This window comes from Streptococcus caledonicus, from assembly GCF_042656225.1.
Lineage (GTDB): Bacteria > Bacillota > Bacilli > Lactobacillales > Streptococcaceae > Streptococcus > Streptococcus caledonicus.
Genome location: NZ_JBHSOJ010000016.1, coordinates 456,408 through 478,367, shown reverse-complemented (window position 1 = coordinate 478,367; position 21,960 = coordinate 456,408). Strand labels below are relative to the sequence as shown.

The 21,960-nt window shown below is 39.5% G+C and carries 16 protein-coding genes and 1 pseudogene; 2 read left to right on the top strand and 15 right to left on the bottom strand.

The features are described 5' to 3' along the window. Positions 1–157 precede the first annotated feature (157 nt). Positions 158–1,351 (top strand): annotated as a pseudogene (locus ACFPQ3_RS06225) (IS110 family RNA-guided transposase). Positions 1,352–1,650: 299 nt separating this feature from the next. On the opposite strand, the gene recR reads toward ACFPQ3_RS06225, so the two are convergent. The 4 genes from recR to ACFPQ3_RS06205 form a co-directional block, all read right to left on the bottom strand. Further along, on the bottom strand, positions 1,651–2,247 hold the full coding sequence (gene recR, locus ACFPQ3_RS06220) for a recombination mediator RecR (protein WP_156805320.1): 597 nt from the start codon (positions 2,245–2,247) through the stop codon (positions 1,651–1,653). 12 nt (positions 2,248–2,259) lie between these two features. Further along, entirely contained in the window at positions 2,260–4,335 is a 2,076-nt protein-coding gene (pbp2b, locus tag ACFPQ3_RS06215; protein ID WP_156805321.1) for a penicillin-binding protein PBP2B, read from the bottom strand. Between the two features lie 89 nt (positions 4,336–4,424). Beyond that, positions 4,425–5,189: a formate/nitrite transporter family protein gene (locus ACFPQ3_RS06210; protein WP_156805322.1), complete on the bottom strand. Its 765-nt coding sequence runs from the start codon at positions 5,187–5,189 to the stop codon at positions 4,425–4,427. A 407-nt stretch (positions 5,190–5,596) separates the two neighbouring features. Then, a complete protein-coding gene (locus tag ACFPQ3_RS06205; RefSeq protein ID WP_156805323.1) occupies positions 5,597–6,292 on the bottom strand; it encodes a phosphoglycerate mutase in 696 nt (231 codons plus the stop codon). A 678-nt stretch (positions 6,293–6,970) separates the two neighbouring features. On the opposite strand from ACFPQ3_RS06205, the gene ACFPQ3_RS06200 reads away from it, so the two are divergent. Continuing rightward, on the top strand, positions 6,971–7,906 hold the full coding sequence (locus ACFPQ3_RS06200; RefSeq protein ID WP_156805324.1) for a dihydroorotate oxidase: 936 nt from the start codon (positions 6,971–6,973) through the stop codon (positions 7,904–7,906). A gap of 67 nt (positions 7,907–7,973) precedes the next feature. Here the strand turns inward: ACFPQ3_RS06200 and ACFPQ3_RS06195 are convergent, their stop codons facing one another. The 11 genes from ACFPQ3_RS06195 to ACFPQ3_RS06145 form a co-directional block, all read right to left on the bottom strand. Further along, positions 7,974–8,810 (bottom strand): DNA/RNA non-specific endonuclease, encoded by an 837-nt coding sequence (locus ACFPQ3_RS06195; protein ID WP_156805325.1) that lies wholly within the window; start codon positions 8,808–8,810, stop codon positions 7,974–7,976. 60 nt (positions 8,811–8,870) lie between these two features. Continuing rightward, positions 8,871–9,059 carry a DNA-directed RNA polymerase subunit beta gene (locus tag ACFPQ3_RS06190; RefSeq protein ID WP_156805326.1) on the bottom strand — a complete coding sequence of 63 codons (189 nt, stop codon included), beginning with the start codon at positions 9,057–9,059 and terminating at the stop codon, positions 8,871–8,873. Positions 9,060–9,175: 116 nt separating this feature from the next. Beyond that, positions 9,176–10,444 (bottom strand): UDP-N-acetylglucosamine 1-carboxyvinyltransferase, encoded by a 1,269-nt coding sequence (gene murA, locus ACFPQ3_RS06185; protein WP_156805327.1) that lies wholly within the window; start codon positions 10,442–10,444, stop codon positions 9,176–9,178. Between the two features lie 339 nt (positions 10,445–10,783). Then, complete coding sequence (locus ACFPQ3_RS06180; protein ID WP_156805328.1) at positions 10,784–11,179, bottom strand: SMI1/KNR4 family protein; 396 nt, start codon at positions 11,177–11,179, stop codon at positions 10,784–10,786. A gap of 43 nt (positions 11,180–11,222) precedes the next feature. Then, a complete protein-coding gene (locus ACFPQ3_RS06175) occupies positions 11,223–12,761 on the bottom strand; it encodes an ABC-F family ATP-binding cassette domain-containing protein (protein WP_156805329.1) in 1,539 nt (512 codons plus the stop codon). Positions 12,762–13,034: 273 nt separating this feature from the next. Further along, positions 13,035–13,475, bottom strand: coding sequence for a GNAT family N-acetyltransferase (locus tag ACFPQ3_RS06170; protein ID WP_156805330.1), 441 nt, complete (start codon positions 13,473–13,475; stop codon positions 13,035–13,037). 6 nt (positions 13,476–13,481) lie between these two features. Further along, entirely contained in the window at positions 13,482–14,903 is a 1,422-nt protein-coding gene (locus tag ACFPQ3_RS06165) for a DUF2130 domain-containing protein (protein ID WP_156805331.1), read from the bottom strand. Between the two features lie 161 nt (positions 14,904–15,064). Further along, a complete protein-coding gene (locus ACFPQ3_RS06160) occupies positions 15,065–16,027 on the bottom strand; it encodes an aromatic acid exporter family protein (RefSeq protein WP_156805332.1) in 963 nt (320 codons plus the stop codon). A 69-nt stretch (positions 16,028–16,096) separates the two neighbouring features. Continuing rightward, positions 16,097–16,969: a hypothetical protein gene (locus tag ACFPQ3_RS06155; RefSeq protein ID WP_156805333.1), complete on the bottom strand. Its 873-nt coding sequence runs from the start codon at positions 16,967–16,969 to the stop codon at positions 16,097–16,099. 17 nt (positions 16,970–16,986) lie between these two features. Beyond that, positions 16,987–17,742: an HAD hydrolase family protein gene (locus ACFPQ3_RS06150; RefSeq protein WP_156805334.1), complete on the bottom strand. Its 756-nt coding sequence runs from the start codon at positions 17,740–17,742 to the stop codon at positions 16,987–16,989. A gap of 238 nt (positions 17,743–17,980) precedes the next feature. Beyond that, a complete protein-coding gene (locus ACFPQ3_RS06145) occupies positions 17,981–21,937 on the bottom strand; it encodes a glycoside hydrolase family 2 TIM barrel-domain containing protein (protein WP_156805335.1) in 3,957 nt (1,318 codons plus the stop codon). Positions 21,938–21,960: the final 23 nt, after the last annotated feature.

The following is a 21,960-nucleotide window of genomic DNA, read 5'->3' as shown; positions in this document are numbered from 1 at the left end:
TAAGTCGTACTCTTTTTAGGCGCTAGACGTCGCATATCAAACTGGCAAGACACCTGTTTTAGGGAGAATTTTATCAAGGTATGTGGGACGCTTGACGTCGTGTATTGAAAATGAAATCACTAAAACAAGGAATCATTGAAGACAAAGAGGTAATATCATGCGAGTTGTATTTGGGATTGATGTGAGTAAAGCAAGTTCGGAAGTGGCTATTTTAGTCAATGGTGATAAGGTTCATGGCTACACTATACCTAATGATTCTATCGGATTCAATAGGCTACTTGGTGACTTGAAAACCGTTCAAAATCCTGAGATTGTCTTCGACTATTCTCGTCGCCTTCAAGCCTTTCTTGAGGACAATGGCTAGGCTTATACACGGCTAAATCCTCTCGAAGCTAAAAAGCAACTAGACAGCTTACGTGTCCGTAAAACTGACAAAATTGACGCTGAAAAATTGGCTCAGTCTCAGTTTGTGCAATCGTAAACCAACTTACGTCCAAGAGGAAGTCTATCAAGAGTTACGTGATTTAAGCCGATTCTATCAGAACCTGACAGAAGATATCGTTCGAACTAAGAATCGTCTCCACAAGGTCTTGCAAGTCACTTTCCCTGAGATAGAACATATCTCATCAGCGCCAACTGGTGAACAATACTGGAACTTAGTTACTGCTTTTCCTTGTAAGGAAATGGTGCTTGAGTTGAGTAGTGATGAGTTATCACATGTCATTTGAAACTCGACATCAAAACGTATCTCTGACAAGCGTGTGACTTATTTGGCTGAGAAGCTTACCGAACTCGCTAAACAGTCCTACTGTGCTGTCAAGAAAACCTCTCCTGTCATTGAAGAGGTTCGTTATTATGCGCAAGAACTGCTAAGATTATCTGGACGCAGACAAGTGGTTTTAGACATTAGGGTATCCCTAGCTCAGCCTTTACCTGAATACGATATCTTACTGTATATCCCTGGTATCGCAGAAACAACAGCGACTTCTATCATTGGCGAATTGGGAGGGGAGATATTCGTCGATTTCAGTCTGCCAATCAAATCAATGCTTTTATCGGGATTGATCTCAGACACTATGAATCTGGGAACTTCCTTGCCAAGGAACACATCACCAAACGAGGGAATCCTTATGCCAGAAAGATTCTCTTCAAGTGTATTCACAACATCACTTCAGCTAGCCACACTAATCCTTGTCACATCGCAGACTTCTATGAGAAACGAAAAAGACAATCGCAAATAGCTTCAACTAAGCCACATACGATTGCCTCTATACATCGCATCATAAGGACAATGTATTACCTCATAACGCATAACAAACTTTACGATTACGCTTCAACCCAAAATCAATAAAGTTGTTTATGCCATACTATTCTAACACCTTATTTTAAAAAAAGCTAGATAAGGTGTTCCTTTTGTGTACACTTTTATCGCTGCTTAGCACAGAAAAAGAGGACAATAACTGATCGTTAGTTGCTGCTCTCAAATTATTTTTGCTTTAAACCCTTGGTAGGCTGGGCAAATGGTAGAAAAAGAGGTTGGGAAATTAACGTCATTAAAAAACGTTGATTCTAAGCCATTTTATATTGTTCAATGTTTAAGAGAAAGGTTAAAATTTGAGTTTTTTCCCAACCTCTTTTTGACTACTATTCTTATAATTCTGTACGGTTTTCAATTGCCCTAAGAAGGGTTACTTCGTCTGCATATTCAATATCTGATCCTACTGCAAGGCCTCGTGCTAGTCGTGTCACTTTGATACCTGCTGGTTTTAGCACTCGTGAAATATACATTGATGTCGCTTCCCCATCTGCTGTGGCACTGGTTGCAATAATGACCTCTGTCACCTCTCCATCCATTAAACGCGTAATCAAAGTCTTCAGATTGATATCATCAGGACTAACTCCGTTCATTGGAGAAATTAAACCATGTAACACATGATATTTTCCTCGATACTCTTGAATTTTCTCCATAGCAGAGACATCTTTGGACTCTTCAACTACAAGAATAACAGACGAATCTCTTGTCTCATCTTGACAAATACTGCATGGATCGTCATCTGTGAGATTACCACAAATGCTACAATAAGTTAAATCTCTCTTTGCAGATAATAAATTTTTAGCAAATTCATTGACGTCTTCGTCACTCATACCAATCGTATAAAATGCCAGCCTCGTTGCTGTTTTTATACCGATACCTGGTAATTTCGAAAAGCTATCAATCAATTTTGCTATGGGAGTTGGATAAAGCACTTCAAACCTCTCTTAATTCATTGGATATAAATTGTGATATAAATTGATAATGTCACGTGTCATTAAGTGACTTGCCTTACTATTAAAATTCGTCTCATGCGGTAACACAACTGCAACTGCAATTTTGGGATTGTGACTTGGAGCGTAAGCAACAACATTCATATTAGTGGTGTAAATTGAGTCGCCAGACTTATTAGTGACATAAGATTCGGCCGTACCTGTCTTAGCAGAAATAGAAACTGCAGCTCCCTCACCAATTGCTTTACCAGTAGCATAGCCTGAGCTACTATTAACCACATCATAAAAACCTTCTTGAATGATTTCCAACTCGTCAGTAGAAATCTTAATCGTATTCAAGGTATTTGGCCCTTTCTCTTCAATCATATTTCCCAGATTTCCAGATTCATCAGTATCATAAAAACCTTGTACCAAACGTGGTGCAATACGATTGCCTCCATTAGCGACTGTCGCAACGTATTGAGCCAATTGCATTGTTGTGTAATTATCAAACTGACCGAAAGATTCTGTTAATATGGCTGCAGAATCAAATTTTTCTGGAATATATCCTGTTGATTCTCCTGGAACGTCTAAGCCAGTTGATACTCCCAAGCCGAAATCAGCATAGGTAGCTCGTAATTTAGCCATTGCTGAGTCTAAACCACTTGTGCTTAAAATCATTCCTGGACTATATTCTTGCCCCATCATTTTCATGGCAATTTGAACCATATAGGTATTGGAAGAGTATGCCAATGCTTGAGTAGCTGTAATAGGCAGACTACCTAAAGTAAACCAAGATTTAATTGGACTTGAACCTGCAAATTGAATCGCTTGATCATATAAAATCTGATTTCCTGAAATAATGCCATTTTCATATCCAGAAGCAATTGTAGCTCCCTTTATAACAGAACCAGGAGTAAATACTAACGTCATCGCTCCAAGAGCATTTTGAACAATTTCTCCTGTCTCCGTATCATGGGAGAGGCCCGCCATTGCAAGAACAGCTCCTGTATGAGGATTAAGAGCTACAGCGTAAGCTCCTTCTGAAAGTTCGACATTTCCCTCAGCTTTCTCCGCAAGAAAGTACTGGTTAATAATCTTTTCAACACCTTCTTGAAACTTTAAATCAATGGTTAATTTTATATTTTTTCCTCTGCTACCAGATTGTGTTTCATTATCATCAACAATAGTTCCTTTTTTGTCAACTGTGATTTGACGTACTTTAGGAGTTCCTTTTAAAGTATCTTCATAGGCTTTTTCTAAATAACTCGTTCCAACGCGGTCATTTAAAGAATACCCCTTAGCAAGATACTCCTTAACCTCCTCTGCTGGCAGCCCTGCTTTTTCACTTGAAACTTTTCCGATAATTGGTGATAAAGATTGGGCAATATTTTTCCGTTCCCAATCAGAACGTACAGAAATACCAGGTAAGTCTTTATTCGCTGAAATAATGGCAATCTGTTCAGCCGTTAGCTCAACTGTTTTTAAAGAAGTCGTTCCAAATGTTGGTGTAGCATTCATTTGACTAAAAATATAAGCTACTTTTAGCTCTTCATCTGAAAAATTAATTTGCTCATCCGTTACAGCTTCAACTGCATTCGCATAGACATCGCTCTCAGCCAAGCGATTGCCAAACTTGTCAAACTTCTTGCTCTTGTCAAGCCTATCTAAAACAGCTTGATAATTCGCACTATCAGCCAAATAATAATCTTTCTTTTCTCGCGTTGTAACATTCGTCTCTGTATAAGAAACAAGTGCAGAAAGTGCCCAGGCTGTTTTCTTCATTTCTTCAGCGGTAGCAAAATTGCTGCGCGTAAAAGAAACAACTTCCTTGATGTCATTATCAACTAATAATGTCCCTTGAGCATCATAAATTTTACCTCTCGGACTTGAATTCTTTACCGTATAACTCGTGGTTGCAGTTAATTTCTCAGTATAGAACGTTTTATCAAGAAGTTGCATTTGAGCTAATCGCAATAATAATATAATAAAAAGTACAACAATAACAGCAAAAATCAAATTGATACGGCTAGACATCTGATTCCCTAGCCGTTTTTGTTGCTGTAACTGTTTTCTATTTCTACTCGCCATCTAATCCTCACATTGAAAAACTTTGCTCTTTATTTTATCACAATTACAACAAAAAAACTTGCTAAAATGATAGCAAGTGTAACTTTTTTCTAACGTTTTTTACCATAAACAAGGAAATAAAAGAGTGACACAAATACTGCTCCACCGACAATATTTCCAAGATAAACAAAGGTGAAATTATGTAGAAAATCAAACCAAGTAGCACCACCTTCAAATATGGCTGCTGGAATGATAAAAGCATTGGCAACACTATGCTGAAATCCAATCGCGACGAAGGTCATGACTGGAAACCAAGTCCCTAGAAGCTTTCCTGCACTATCCTTTGCTCCATAGCAGAGCCACAAAGACAAGCCAACAAACCAATTACAACCGATTCCAGAAACAAAAGCTTGTGCTGGACTTGCCGCTAACTTAGCATGCGCAACTTCCAAGGCCTCTTCAAGAAAATGTCCCGAACTTGTTAGACCAACAAAATGCCCAAAAAAATAAGCAACAAAGATAGCACCAATCACATTAAATACAGTTATGACAATCCAGTTTTTTAGCAAATCTACTAAAGAAATTCTCTTTGCAAAAAAACTAGCGGCTACTGCCATCATATTGCCAGTAATCAATTCACCACCAGCTAAGAGAATAACAATCAATCCAATTGGAAAAGCTGCTGCACCTACAACCGAAGCAAAATGGCCTAAAGTCTCCATCCCATTAGCCGTAATTCGGACATAAAGAAGGTAACCTAAACTAATCATGGCACCGCCAACAAAACCTAAAATTGCTTTTTGTAAAAACGTTTTATGAATTTTATGTTCTCCTGTATGAATTGTAATCTCTAATATCTCTTCTGGTGAATGCATGCTTCTCCCTTTCTGCAATCGTTTTCTAACATTAGCATTATAACAAAATAATAAAAGATTGCAATACTTTTCACAAATAAAGCCAATAAAAAAGCAAAAGTTTAATTTCTTCTGCTTCTAAGTTGTCTTAAATACTGTAAAACATCGCAATAGCCAATAAAAATAAAAGAATACTGACTAGCACACTTACAAAAAGCCAGTTCGGGCACTACTAGTTTTAAGAGGACAATCAGCTGACCAAACAATCCATAAAATCAGCCCACAATCGGAAATAGAAAACTGAGAATAGCAATCCCTAAATGTTTACACCATCACGAGTATTCGAAAAGTCACCTCTTTTTCATCTGTTATACACTAGAAACATGAAATACCAAATAAAACAGAGACAAAAGCCTCTGTTTCAGATTTTATTTAACTTCCAAGTAGTATTCTTTAACAATATTCAATTTTTCATCCAATTCGAATACAAGTGGAGGGAAGTTTGGAATTTCAACATCCATGATTTCATCATCAGACAATTGTTTGATGTGTTTAACAAGGGCACGGATTGAGTTACCATGCGCTCCAACGAAAACATTTTTACCATCTTTAAGTGCTGGAGCAATTTTATCTTCCCAGAATGGAAGAGCACGCTCAAGCGTTACTTTCAAGTTTTCAGCATCAGGAATAACTGAACCATCAAGGTGTGCGTAACGACGGTCTGTGTGAGCTGAATGCTCATGATCTTTTGCCATTTCTGGTGGCAATACATCATATGAACGGCGCCAGATATGAACTTGATCATCACCAAATTCAGCAGCAGCTTCTGCTTTGTTCAAACCAGTCAAACCACCGTAGTGACGTTCGTTCAAGCGCCATGATTTTTCAACTGGAACCCAAAGTTGATCAGCTGCTTCAAGCGCAAGGTTAGTTGTTTTGATAGCACGTTTCAAAACTGATGTGAAGGCAAGGTCAAATTCGATACCAGCTTCTTTAATCAATTTACCAGCGTCAATCGCTTGTTGTGTACCTTTATCTGACAAATCAACGTCAGCCCAACCAGTGAAAAGGTTGGCTTTGTTCCATTCTGACTCACCGTGGCGAGCGAAAACCAATTTTACCATTAGTATGTCTCCAATTTATTATTTGGCAAATGCCATTACCCTCTTATTTTACAAAAAAAACAGGAAAAAAGCTAGTCTGAGATTGTAAATTTGTGAATGTTTTACCAATGGTAATTTCCAAAAGTCAGTTCCACCGTAGTTGTCGAAGTAGCCGAGTCTTTAATCCGTATCATCTTTTTATTAACACACTTCTTATGGAGATAAAGGTATCGGAAACTTTTTGAACTGTAAGAATTGAGGCTGTCTGAACTTAAGATGAGGTAGCAAGAAGAAATTAAATCTCTGAAACCATGCCTCTTTCCTTCACTTTTTCACCACTTCGGAAGACTCCAAAAGTGACACTCTTGTTAGCCATAACTATTATACAGTTAGTAACAGTAGTTCCTGATTGAATCATCATACACATTGATAGATGATGGGTAACTGCAACAATACACTCTTTTTAGATAACAGAACTCAGTGAAATATAATATATTAACTAGGCTGAATAATTGCTAAATTCTGTTTTTTAGGAGGTTTTTTAACATCTTGAAACGGTAAAAATCATACCTTAAATATTATTTCATCAAAAATGCTCTTTAATTTACGAACGTTTATTTCTAAATTCCAATTATATCTTGCAAATAACCTATCTCAATGATAAAATGGAAAAAATTTATCTAAAAGGAGTTTTCCAAAATGGTTTCCACTGCGACTAAAATAGGTAACTTTTCATTCACTAATTGCTTGATGAATGCTGCTGGGGTTTATTGTATGACACGTGAGGAATTAGCTAAGATTGACTCTTCTGCTGCTGGTTCATTCGTGACCAAAACGGGTACCCTTGAGGCACGTCCTGGCAATCCAGAGCCTCGCTATGTCGACGTTCCTCTTGGCTCTATTAACTCAATGGGACTGCCTAATAATGGCTTCCAGTATTACCTTGATTATGTGACAGAATTGCAAGAAAATCCAACAAGCAAGCCTCATTTCCTATCATTAGTCGGTTTATCGCCAGAGGAAACTCACCTTATTTTGAAGAAGGTTCAAGAAAGTGATTACGAAGGTCTTGTTGAACTTAATTTATCTTGTCCAAATGTACCAGGGAAACCTCAAATTGCCTACGATTTTGAAACTACTGAAACCATTCTAACAGAGGTCTTTACTCACTTCACAAAACCACTAGGTATCAAATTACCTCCATACTTTGATATTGTCCATTTTGATCAAGCTTCCGCTATTTTCAATCAATTTCCACTTACCTTTGTCAATTGTGTTAATTCGATTGGTAATGGTTTGCTCATTAATGACGAAACTGTCCTAATCAAACCTAAAAATGGATTTGGTGGTATCGGTGGTGACTATATTAAACCAACAGCTCTTGCCAATGTTCACGCCTTCTACCAGCGTTTAAAACCTGAAATTCAGATTATCGGTACTGGTGGCGTTAAAAACGGGCGAGATGCTTTTGAACATATCCTCTGCGGAGCTAGTATGGTCCAAATTGGCACAGCCTTACAACAGGAAGGACCTAACATTTTTGATCGTATCACTAAAGAACTCAAAGCGATTATGACTGAAAAAGGTTATCACACGATTGAAGACTTCCGAGGAAAATTAAACTATATCCATTAATGTTAAACTGTGACTACCTTAAAAAGCATCCAATCGAGTGAAAAAACTCGACCAGATGCTTTTTTCTTTACTCAGTTGTGGTAATTTTCCCACTATAGTAATCAATCGTTAAACCATCTTGAACATTTGGAACAAAGACATTAAACTCTAACTCACCATCTGAGGACTTAGCCTCTAGATGAGTACCTGAAGCAATGAGGTTATCACCTTCATAGATCAAGGTCACACGATAACGAACGCGTTTATTATTATCTAAAGCTTTACGAACTAATGATTCATAATAATTTTGACCTGTTGAATTTTCTAAATTCGCTTGATTTGACCATGCTGTTTGGACAGCGATGTTTTCAGGATTACTTGTTGACGCATCAAATCCTGACAAACCACCGACAAGGGCATACCCAATCAAATGACCTCTATCAATGGCATGATCAAACTCACCTTTCAAATCATGAATTTGATACCAGCCAGCAGGACGAAAGTCCGTCCTTCCCTGCCCTGTCTGCTCTCGATTTTTATATTGACGCGTACTTTTTGCCAAGAGGGCATTACCATTTACTGGTACTACTTTCCCCTGTACACGTTTTGTCTGATTTGTAGCATACGGAAGACTTGATACATCAGCATTAAGTGACGTTTTATTGTCATTTATGATAAATGCTCCCGCACCGTTCCATTCAATCGTGCCAAGCTGTTTTTGGACATCGCCAGATAAAACTGACTCAGCTAAAGTTTGAGAAGGTGTACCAGCTGCTGCAATCGTATTATTTTGATGATGGTCACCTGTTAAGGAAATCCCTAATTGGTCAAAAAGTCCCGTAGAACTACCACCAAATAATCCAACAACTACTGTAGCAATAAGTGCTAAAAGAGATACTACTGTTTTTTCTTGTTTTTTCTTCATATGTTATTTTTAAGAGAAGCATGAGATAAAAGCCGAGAAACTTATTTCTCAGCCTCTACCTTAATGTCCTGTAAATTTACTAATGATACTCTGCCATTTTTCAAGTGAAAGAATAGAAAATGGTTTTGCGCCATCACCAAAAAATCCATAGCCTAAAACCAAACCAAGCCCAAAGCAAACAATACAAAGAACTAGAATGATAAAGATAAGTAAGAACTGCTTACCAATGTATTTCCAACCAATATCCATAGTTTTGATCTAAAGGGAGATGATAAAATAACCAATGTCTAAGACTGTTATTTTTACGCTAAAACAATTCTCAAACTTGATTTGAAATCAACGTTGTTGACTCCCTTCTCCTTTCCTTAAGCATTTACACGACTGATATTTGCACCCAAGTTAGCTAATTTTTCATGGAATTTGTAATAGCCACGGTCTAAGTGAGTTAACTTGCCAACGGTTGTTGTTCCCTCTGCTACCATCCCTGTCAAGATAAGGGCAGCGCTAGCACGAAGGTCGGTTGACATCACAGGAGCCCCTTGAAGTTTTTCACCACCGTGAATCAATGCTGTATCACGCATAATTTCAGAATGAAGCCCCATACGACGCATTTCTTCCAAGTGTTGGAAACGATTTTCAAAAACTGTTTCAATCATCGTAGACTCACCTTTGATAACCGACATCAACGCTGTCATTTGTGCCTGCATATCTGTAGGAAAACCTGGATGTGGTAAGGTTTTAACAGCAACAGGTTTAAGATTTGTCACATCAGAACGCACACGAATACCATTATCTTCCTCAGTGACCTCTACTCCCATTTCCTTGAGTTTTGAAATAAGGGGACGGTTATGCTCCCAAACAGCATCTCTGATAAGCACGTCACCTGATGTCATTGCCGCTGCAACCATAAAGGTACCAGCTTCAATGCGATCTTGAACAACATCGTGTTCTGCACCATGCATTTTATCAACACCATCAATGGTTAGTGTCTCAGTACCTGCTCCTTTTACTTTTGCTCCCATTTTATTCAACAACAAGGCCAAGTCAACAATTTCTGGTTCACGCGCAGCATTTTCAATAACTGTACGACCTTCTGCTAAGGTTGCGGCCATCATCAGATTTTGAGTAGCTCCAACACTTGGGAAATCTAAATAGATATGGGTACCTTTTAATTTTTCAGCAATCGCAGTAATGTCACCACCAACTTGAGTGATTTTTGCTCCCATTGCCTCTAACCCCTTGAGATGAAGGTCAATTGGTCGACTTCCGATTGTGCAGCCACCAGGCATAGAAACCTTAGCATGTCCACAACGTGCCAAGATTGGCCCTAATACAACAATTGAAGCACGCATTTGGCTGACATACTCATATGGCGCAGCATCCAAAATCCAGCCAGTAGCATCAACCGTTACACGATTTTGCTCTTCTTCAAAATTAACGTCAATATCTAGTCCACGCACGACATTATTCATTGTGAAAACATCCGATAAGATAGGCACATTATTAAGAATAGTCTTGCCTTCTTTTGCCAAAATAGTAGCTGCCAAAAGTGGCAAAACTGCATTTTTAGCACCTTCAATAGTGACTTCGCCTTTTAGACGTGTTTTGCCACCTTCAATAATTATTTTATCCATACTAAATCTTAGGGAATCTCTATCAAATATCCCAAATTCAATTAGAAACTCTAATTGAATTATCCTTTCTTTTCATAAAACTGACAATACTTGTCAAAAATAAGTAGGTATATTATACCATAAAAGAGGAGCATAGAAAACAGTTTATAACTTTCTTAAACCGTATTGGAAGGGCGAGGCAAGAAGGTTATAAAAAGTCCAACCTTCAATGTTATACTTTCTATATCTATCTCTGTAAATGATAGGCTATACTTGCTATAAAACAATAATTCAGAACCTTCTGAACGTTTCTTAGCTAGTTAAAACGAATATTTTTAATTTCTTGAGCATCAGAAGATGTTATTCAATCACTTCTGTCAAAACGTACTTTTCAAATGACGAGTAAAGTTTTTCTGGTTTAACCGTATCATTTGGAATCGTTTGAAAAATCTCTCCCTTGGTATTCTGCCAGATGACAATACCGTCAAAGCCTAGTTCCTCAATCACATACATAGACTGCGTATCTGAATGAGTATATTGCCTGTTATCAAGTGTTACGATAACAATATTCAAGAAATTATCAAATTCAACGCCAGTAAATTCATGTGATGATATTTCAAAATTCCCAAAAACTGAGATTAACTGGCGATACTCATCAGCAAATGTTACCTCCAAATCCTTCTCCGCTTCAGTAACTTCAAAACTGTAATCTTCAATTTTATACCCTTGAGAGGTTAAAAATTCAAAAACTGTCATCATTTTCTCCCTATTGTTACTAGGACTACCTATAGCTCACCTTTTAAATCATCTGATTGAAGTCCCAAACTTCTGTCCAGCCTTCATAGAATTCTGGTTCGTGGCAAACCATCAGAATTGTTCCCTTATAGGCTTGGAGAGAGCGTTTTAATTCATCTTTAGCATCAACATCCAAGTGGTTCGTAGGCTCGTCAAGAACAAGAACATTATTTTCACGGTTCATCAGTAAGCAAAAACGCACTTTAGCTTGTTCACCACCTGACAATACTTGAATTTGACTTTCGATGTGTTTGGAAGTTAATCCGCAACGTGCCAAGGCTGCGCGTACTTCTGCCTGATTAAGGGCTGGAAAAGCATCCCATACAGCTTCTAGTGGGGTTTGACGAGAACCAGCTGTCTCTTGTTCAAAATAACCAATTTCAAGGAAATCACCACGTTCCACTTCACCATCAAGCGCTTTGATTTCTCCTAGTAGACTCTTCAAGAGCGTTGTCTTACCAATACCGTTAGCCCCAACGATAGCAACCTTTTGGTTACGTTCAAGTGTCAAATTAAGCGGTGCTTTGGTCAATGGGCGATCGTACCCAATGACTAAATCGGTTGTTTGGAAAATAAAGCGGCCAGGTGTCCGTGATTCTTTAAATTCAAATGATGGTTTTGGTTTTTCAGCTTGGAGTTCAATAATTTCCATTTTGTCCAATTTCTTCTGGCGAGACATGGCCATATTACGTGTTGCGACACGTGCCTTGTTGCGGTTAACAAAATCTTGTAAATCTGCTATCTCTTTCTGCTGGCGCTCATAAGCAGCTTCCAGCTGTGCTTTTTTCATGGCATAAACAGACTGGAAGTTATCGTAATCCCCAACATAACGAACTAAGTCAAGGCTTTCCACATGATAGACAATATTGATAACATCGTTAAGGAATGGAATATCGTGAGAGATAAGGACAAAGGCATTTTCATATTCCTGCAAGTAACGTTTAAGCCAAGCAATATGCTCTGCATCAAGGTGGTTAGTTGGCTCATCGAGAAGAAGAATATCTGGTTTTTCAAGCAAGAGTTTTGCCAATAACACCTTCGTACGTTGGCCACCTGAAAGTTCGGTAACATCAGAATCCATGCCAAATTCCATAACACCAAGGGCACGTGCCACTTCATCAATTTTGGCATCTAAGACATAAAAATCACGAGATTCAAGACGATCTTGAAGTTCACCAACCTCTTCCATGAGGGCATCGATGTCAGCACCTTCTTCAGCCATCGACATGTAAATGTCGTTGATGCGTGCCTCTGTTTTAAAGAGTTCATCAAAAGCTGTGCGCAAGACATCACGAACAGTCATGCCTTTTTCAAGGATAGCATGCTGATCAAGGTAGCCAACACTCACATACTTTGACCACTCTACCTTCCCTTCATCAGGTTGCAAAGCACCTGTTACGATAGACATAAAGGTAGATTTTCCTTCACCATTAGCACCTACAAGTCCAATGTGCTCTCCTTTGAGCAAACGGAAAGAGACATTTTCAAAGATAGCACGGTCTCCAAAACCGTGGCTGAGATTTTTTACTTCTAAGATTGACATTTAAAGTTCCTTTTTTATTCGTTAAAAGAGGCTGGGAAAAGTATCCCAACCTATTAAATTTTTAGTGTAGAGATTATTTAAGGCCGTGGTTGATTGGAAGTCTATAACTAAATTTCTTCATTTTTAAGTTTCCACTTAAAGATAGTCTAGTAGACTGTTTCAACCTAAGCTTAGAAAACAAAGAGCATGAAAAAGTCAAAGCTTCGAAATCATGACTTCAGTTCCACTTTCTGATACTAATTTTATTATCACAGAATATAAGAGAAAAGTCAATCAGCCAATTTCAGGCAGTTCTAATGCAAATCCATAACTCTTCTTTCTAAAACCATAACGTTCATAAAACTGATGTGCCTTTCCTCTCTCATCTGTTATACCGCTATTTAAAGCCAACGCTAAGGCACCTGATTGACAAGCTTCTTCTTTAATCTTATCAATCATGCAACTTGCGATTCCTTGACGACGATAATCTTTTCCAACCACCAAAGCAAGTATACGATAATAAAAACCATCTCGTTCAAAGAAATGTAGTTTTGAACAACCAATAAAACCAACGACCTTTTCATCCAGAACTGCAACTTTCAACTGATAATTGGACTGTGCCAATATGTGAGTTAAACGCTGTTCTAAATCAATCTTATTGGTTGAATACCCTAAATCGGCATACAATGGTAATAGATCGTCAATATCTGTTGTTTGATAATTTCTAATTTCCATAGAATTTTATTCCTTCAACGCTTCAAATTTTGCTTTCATTGTTGGATTTTTACGTGTTAATTTTTGGACGGAGACATCATCTAATTTATTGTTTGCTAGGCGTAATTGGTTCTCCGAAGTGGTTAGAGCTACTTTGACAGCTTCCATTCGCTTGATACTCTTATCAATTTCTTCAATAGCTTTTTTGAAATTATTGCTTGCGGAGTTGTAATTCTTAGCAAAAGCTGACTTGAAAGTTTCCAAGTCTTCCTCAAAATGGGTAATGTCTAGATTTTGTTCCTTAACGAGTTCTAGCTCCTGCTTATATTTAAGGCTATTCAGCGCAGCATTTCTCAAAAGCGTGATAATAGGGATGAAGAATTGAGGTCGAACCACATACATTTTCTCATAGGTATAGGAAACATCGACAATCCCATTGTTGTAAAGCTCATTATCGGCTTCTAAGAGAGACACTAAAATCGCATACTCACACTTCTTCTCACGACGATCCTTGTCTAATTCCTTGAAAAAATGTTCATTCTTTTTCTTTGTCGCTGTTTCATCACCTTCGTTTTTCATTTCAAACATAATGGAGATGATTTCAACACCGTTTTCATCGTACTCGCGATAGATATAATCCCCTTTAGATCCTGACGTCGCATCGTTATCCTTACCAAATTCAGCTCGTGGAAAGGCTGTCATGCGCAAGCGATTAAACTCGTACTCACAGTGTTGCTCTAGGCTCTCCCCAATCATTTTAGTAGATTGTTTAGCCTTGAAATCCTTATAGTAAGCAATCAAATCATCCTTCTGCGCCAACTCGAGCTGATGCTGATTAATCAAGGCTTGGCGGGATAACTCACCTTGCTGCTCTTGCAAGACTAACTGATTTTGAACCGTGTCACGTTCTTTTTCAAGAGCCTGTAACGCCTGCTGCATCTCGTGAGCTTTTTCGAGCTCTAGGCGCTCTAGACGGGCTTTAAGCTCAGCAATTTCCTGATCTTTTGGAGCAATGGCAGAGCGGACTTCAAGTTCTTGTTCTGTTGATTTCGCTGCTAGTTGACCTTGCAGTTTTTCCAACTCCAAGTCTTTTTCAGCTAGCGCCGTTTTCAATTCATGTTGCTTCTCACTCGCTAAACTGTCAAAACGGGCTTGCAACTCCACTAAAGCTTTATCTTTTAAAGCAATTGCAGCATTAACTTCCTGCTCCTGTTCCACTGCTCTGGTTTCGAGTTGGCCTTTCAATTGTTCTAACTCTAAATCTTTTTGAGCAAGGGCTGACTGAAGCTGATTTTTTGACTGTTCTTTTAATAAAGCTGTCTCCTTTTCTAGTCGCTCATTCACTTCTTTCTCAAAGGCGCCACTGCGTACTTGTGCCAGAAGTTGGGCATATTCACTTTCATTGATTGTAAAAACTGTCTGACAATGTGGGCATTTGATTTCGTTCATTAGGTACCTCTTTTCTAAAGCATCATTCTCTATTTGATTATACCAAAAAACGCCTCTTTAGGCGTTAAGAAAGTAGGCAATGTCTGTTGAGACATCTCATTAAGCATTTTTACGATGACAACTATTTTCAAATCTAAAACCTCTTAATGGGTTCGCTACAGTTAAGCAACCTGTTTCCTATACTGATTGTAAAAATCAACTTTGAGTTGAATGAACCGCTCAAGGTCATTTAACAACTGAAAAAGCACTGCTCTGGTCTCAAATTCATCGCGTGTTTGTGGGAGAGGCCGTTTTCGGAATAACTCGCGAAACTCAGCAATATCATCTAAGAGTAAATTAGCTGGATTTTCTTGACTAAGTTGCGCGGCTGTTTCATAGAAAAGATGCGCCAAAATCACACTTTCTCGACTCTCTAATTGGCAAGAGTTGACGTTAACTGCCATCTGGCGAAGAAGTTTGGATTGATCCATCCGCATGTCAAAATAGTGTACCTGATAATTGGTTTGCTGGAAAATCTGATTGTTATGTTCTAAGTAAACCAATCGCTGCGCTTCCAATAAAAGCTGATCTAACTCACCAATGAGAACTGCTTCATTTGTCCCATCTCCTTTCAGTAAAAAGCCATTAAAGCGCATAAGAATAGCTTTGAGTTTCTCTTCAACTTTCAGATGATAGTTCTCAATATCTGCCTGCTTTGATGGCATATAGAGATTGAGGAGCAGTGCCACTCCTGCTCCAATGAGAAAAATGGCCATTTCATTCCACAACCAGCTGATTGCTACGCTTTGTTCCAAATACAAATGCAGAACCAAAACGGTAATTGGTGGAATACCGACGGAAACATCTAACACGTAGGCTAACGGCACATAGAGAGCCATGTATAGGCCAACAACCATAAGATTATAGCCAAATAAAGTGAAGAGGACAATCGCAATGCCTAGTGCTAAAAGCGCTGAGATAAAGCGTTGTCCAGCAATTTTAAAAGAGCTTCGGCGCGTGTCTAAAACACTTAGAATGGCAATAATCCCGGATGATGTGGTGTAGGCTAATCCGAAGCTATCAGCAAGCCAAATGGCAATAACGGTCGCCAAAACGAGCTTTATCGTTCGATGTGCTACAGACATATTATCCCCCTTAGTTAGTGTTCGTTTTGATTGTTCCATTTTATCAAAAAGAATTGAGACTGACCATTCTCAATTCTTCCAAGAAACCTTTTTTAAAGCTAAATAGCCGCAAAGAACAATAAGAACCATTGTTAACCAAACTGAACCTCCCACGCCCAGTTCACCTCCTAACCAGAGACCGGATGGTTTATTTACCTGAAAAAGACTTGCCCATTGCACACCCAAAGGAGCATAGAGGTGATAGATGGTCACAGACCAGATCGCTTGTAACCCCGTTGCTAGCCACAGATTTTTTCGCCAAAGGACTAGGATTCCTGACAAAAGACTAAATAAAAAGTCATTGACTAACAAAGGGATGGGTAAAGTGGGGGAGCGCATCCAACTACCTAGAATTGCTACTAAACAACTCCCTGCCAAGGCAAAGGGGCGGTTGAACCTTGCTAAAACAGGTAAAAGATAACCTTGGTAAATGAGAATATCTCCCATTGCGACTACATGATAAGCTATAAAATAAATGACAAATAATATAACTGGATGATTACTCATAGGTCCAATCACTGAAACCTCAAACCAAATTGACGGTAAAAAACACACCAAACTGATAAGGCCAAAACCTAGTAACCAACCTAAAAGTAGCTCTCTTAATGACTTTTCTTTGAAATAACCCAACGTTTCCACAGATCGATATTCAACAAGTTGAGTAACTAAAGATACTGCTGGAAAAACACCAATATAGGATAAAAGTTGAGCAATTACAGTAACATCAACAGATGGAACATAGTCAATCGTTCCCCAAATAAAAGCAGAAATGAGTATGATAAAAGACTTTAACCAAGCAGCGATCAATTCAGTTAAGAACATCATGCCAAAAGCCACCAAAGGACCTACCCACCAGCGTTTGGACACATGACCAAACTTAACTTCTTCAAACACATCGCGCATCTCACCTTCTCCTTTTCCTAAAATTGCTGATAAAGTTCCTTTAATTTTTGGGCAATGGCAGAGCTGTCAGCTGGAAGGATGACATCAGCATAGGTCACCAAAGGACTGTAATAGCCAACTTGAACTCCGTACAAAGAAGCTTTAAAAAGAGCCATATCATTTTTATCATTTCCAAAAGCGATAAAATCCTTACCAATTAAGTCTGTGACTGCTGTCACCTTAGTTGTCTCATAAGGGTTGATATAGAGGCATTTTTCTTCCTCATGATAGCTAATATCTAAACACTCCAATGTTTCTAAATCACGGCACATATCCTCTACCAAATCTTCATGTCGGCTCATCTCAATCACTACTTTTATGGGATGGCTCAACTCTTCCACTGAAACACGAGTCGCTAGTTCCAAGGGATCAACGTATCTGGCAAAAGGAATTCGTTCCATCTCTTGACTGGCATAATTAAAATCATCATCTACAAAAAAAGGCAGGTTGTAACGGTGACACCAAGACAATACTTCTTGATAGGCAACCTTGTCTAATTGACGGTGATAAATCAGTTCTCCCTCTTTGTAAGCTAGTCCACCATTTAAACCAATCACCAACTCTTGCGCCAGCTCCTGCCCCAAAACCCCAATACAATCACGGTAAGAACGTGCTGAGGCAAAGATAATTTGATGACCATGCTGAGCTGCCATACCAAGGGCGCTTTTAAGCTCATCAGCTATTGTTTCCCCATCAAAACAAAGAGTCCCATCCAAATCAAAGACAAAATGCATCTCCAATCCTCCCAACAAATGAGTATACCGTCATCGCAACTGGTGATAGTTAATTTCTAAGCTAGTGTATTCGTTTATAGACAATTGAATAAAGGTTAAGACATCGTTAAGTAGCTTTGATGAACTCTAGTATTACCAGCAGATTTTTGTCCTGTCTTATTCCTTTCTCAATCCACTATATCTTATATCATACGCTCTAGAACATAAAAAAGCAAGCCATTTTGGACTTGCTTTTCCCTTAATCTGACCTTTCATCACGATAAATCACATAGCGTTCTTGGTGACGACCATCTTCTGAAGTGGTTAAAATCAAACTAGTTTTTTTATCCAGATGGAGGACTGTAATTGCCGCATTCTGGTCAGAGGTTGCCACAATGTTAGTCATATCCCAATTAGGATGCCTAAGCTCATGGCAAATAGCTTCACCTTCTAGAAGGTGATTACCGATGGTTAATCGTGTTAGAGCTGCCGATGTCTGACGTTCAAAAAAGGCAATGGCAGTATAAAGTTCTATTTTAGCCATTCTAATCAATGAAACTTCTCTGCTTCCCTGCTCTGCAGCCTCCAAGTGAATGGTGAACTGAACGGCTGGAACTGGTCGTTCTAAATCATAAATCACCTTGATTAAACCATCCTGTATAGGAATTTGAGAAGCACTTACTGAGATGATTTCGAAAGGTCCAGTATCACTCTTTCGCCATGAAAAACAAACGGTTCTCGGAAGAGAACTCTCTGATCGACCGTCAAAAAAGATAACCACGCGAGATACATTCTGAGCGGTGTCATAGCTAAAGGTCAGTTTTGAGGTCGTTAGACCAGCTCTCACAGCCTGTTCATTTGACCATAGGGGCTGGTGGTCTGCTATATCTTCTTTCAGTTGTTCTCGAACAAGATTTTGGAGACAATCTATTTGAGTGTTAACATTACTATCGTCAGTTAATTGAACCACCGTCGGCGCAACATTATGGTCGATATGAAGTGTTTTACTAGCGACACGAACAGTTGCCATCACTGGTAACTGCTGACCCAAAACATCCACCTGACCATCTACCGTTTTTATCCCTTCGGTGTTCCAGACTGTACCATTAGGTACTTGCCAAGCAACAGGAAACTGAGCAGAAAGGAGATTAGCTCCCTTATCATAAACACCGACTTTCTGTGGCAGATGCAATGGCTCTCCAACTTCCAAGCCAAAGCTAATGTTTCTCGCTGCAATAACCTTATCCATCACTGTAACAATCACTGGAATTCGAGCCGGCAACCCATCAACTTTGCCGTAAACGATAAAATCTTTTCCTTGTTTTAGCTCCTTATCAAGAGTTGCCTGCTCAAAAACAATTGGTTTGTCACAAACAGTTCCGTCAGCTGTTCGTATCCTAATCGTCTGTGGCAAAGTTAACTGGCTATCTTTTAGCAATAATATCTGCCTTGATAACTGATAGGCATAAGTAGAGCTGGTCTTGGCCTCCTCTAGCTGACTGACTGTAAACGTTAAAGAGTGAGGGAGTAAGCCATCCGCCATTGCTGTCACATTTACATCACCACTACCTCCAGTCATCTTGATAACAGCTAATACTTGACCTGAAAATGCACGACGATTGGTGTCCCCATAAGGTTGATGATCAATAGTATTGCCATTATCCATAGCTAATAAACGAGCTGGCCCCTCTACCTGAACCGTGACACGATGATCCGTTGAGGCAACAGGTTGTCCTCTGTCATCTTCAATAGTAATAGTCAGATAGCGCAAGGATTTTGCTGTAACCTGATGAGGTGAGGTAAAAGGCTCTATTCTAAGATGGTGCGGGTCACCAAAAGTGCTGATTTCAGACCTCCCAACCGTTTCCTTAATGACATTATCATTGGCATCGTAAGCCATTGCAATCAATTTACCGGGTGCATAAGGAATGTTCCAAGTCAAATAAAGGTTTTGATGGGCTTGGGGCTGCTTGTCAGTTCCTTCGTAAAGCTGATAACGCACACCCGCCTTAGTTCTTTTTACCGTAAAAGCCTTGGTACCATAATCAATCACCGTGCCATTCTCATCTTGATGACATAACCTTACCTTTGCGGCATTAGAATACACCACAACCTCTACCAAGCCTTGCGAGTCTTTCCGAATCAGACCCTCTTGCCACACTGGTAATACATGCAAGGTCGTATCTGAAGTATTCCACTGACTACGATAAAAATAATAGGAATCTTTCGGAAAACCAGCTGTGTCTAAAATCCCAAAATAGGAATGTTTAGGCGAAGGCCACTCCGTCACAGATCCTGTTCCAATACCATTCCACGGTGTAGGTTCTCCTAAATAGTCAAAACCACACCAAACAAATTGCCCCATTACAAAATCTCGTGTGACAACATCATACCAAGCCTCACTCGCTAAATGGCCCCAACTAACGGTACTCTGATCATAGGAAGTTAGCTGCTTATCCTTGCGCTCCTCACCTCCCATCACATCATAGACACCACGGCTATTGATTGCTGAAGCAACCTCTGAGCCATAAATTAACCAGTTAGGATAGGTTTTATGGCAATCATCATATTGCGCTCCACTGGCATAATTATAGCCAATAATTCCTTGCACCTCCTCGTGCAAGGTCTGTGCCATCTGGATAGCCGTCTCATCCTGCCACTTTAATTTGTTATCTCCAAAGGTCACAGGTCGGCTTCCATCAATGTCAGTAACAACCCTTGCCATTTCCTGCATTAATCCTGGATAATCTCGACAATCTCCAGCATGTCCCTCTAATAATTCATTACCTACTGACCACATCACGATAGCTGGATCATTTTGACCACTTTTAACCATTTGTTTAAGATGAAAATCATGCCATTCTTGCTCTGAACTTTCAGCACCGTGTAAATGCTGAGCAGTCTGTCCAATTGGTTGGTGAAACCATTTAGCATAATCATTAACATTCCCATTTTTGGTATGTTGCCAAGTGTCAAAGGCTTCCTCAATCAACAAAAGCCCTAATTTATTGGCTAGGTCTTTGAAAACACGCGCCGACGGATTGTGGGTAACACGGATACTATTTACCCCCATATTTTTCAGGAGTTTAAACTGGCGTTCAATAGCGTCTGGGTAGGCTGCTGCCCCTAAACTTCCCTGGTCATGATGTAGACAGACACCTTTGAATGTCATTGCCTTATCGTTTAATCGAAAGCCTGTTTCCCGATAAAAACTGAGGTAGCGAAATCCTGTCTCCTGTTCACGACTTTGGATACAAACGCCATCTAGATACAGTCTCACCCTTACCGTATAGCACTGCGGTTGTTCGGGATTCCATAAGATAAGGTTAGGTACCTTGATAACCTGACTAACTCGCCCACCTTCTCCTGGGGCTAAGATCAATGCTGGCGATAGACAGGGGAGTCCGACCTCAATCAGCTCTCCGTTTGGCAGTTGTTCAAAGAGGCTAACATCCACTGTCACAGGAACATTGTCATTACCATCATTGCGTAGCGCTGATACTACCATAATCGTTACTTCCTTATTAGCGCGTATCTCCTCTTCCAAATGAGGGGTTGTGATGGTGATGCCGTATTCTTCCAAGTGGACAATCGGTTCAACAATAAGAGTTACCGACCTGTAAAGACCACTTCCTGAATACCAACGAGAACTTGGAACAGCATTGACTACCTTAATGGCAAGGCTATTTTCTTCATTAGCCATCAGGTAGTCTGTTAAATCAAAACTAAAAGGAGTATATCCATACGGATGCATCCCAAGACAATGCCCGTTGATAAAAACGGTCGTCTCCATATAAGCCCCGTCAATATGGAGGGAAACACGACCAGAAAGCGCCTCTGGGCTGACTGAAAATACCTTTCGGTACCATCCTATTCCGCCAAGTTTATAACCGCTCTCTGCTTCGCCATTGGGATGATAGTCTTGCCCAATACTAAAATCGTGTGGTAAGTCAACCACCTGCCACTGACTATCATCACAATAAGGCTCAGCAGCTTCTGAAAGGTCCCCTAAATAGAATCGCCAGTTACTATCAAGACACACTTGCTGATTGGTTCCTTCAACAACTAGAACTTCCTGCCAAATCTCTGGAGACAATATCTCCTGCTCCTTGTCCATCAGACATCGACTGTTCCCCTTTGCAAAAACTTCTCTATCTCCACCTAACGCCAGCGTTTCTTGATCCTCTGAGACATAACCTCCCTCTGTCTCTACCATACTACTTTTCCTCCTAACTGTAA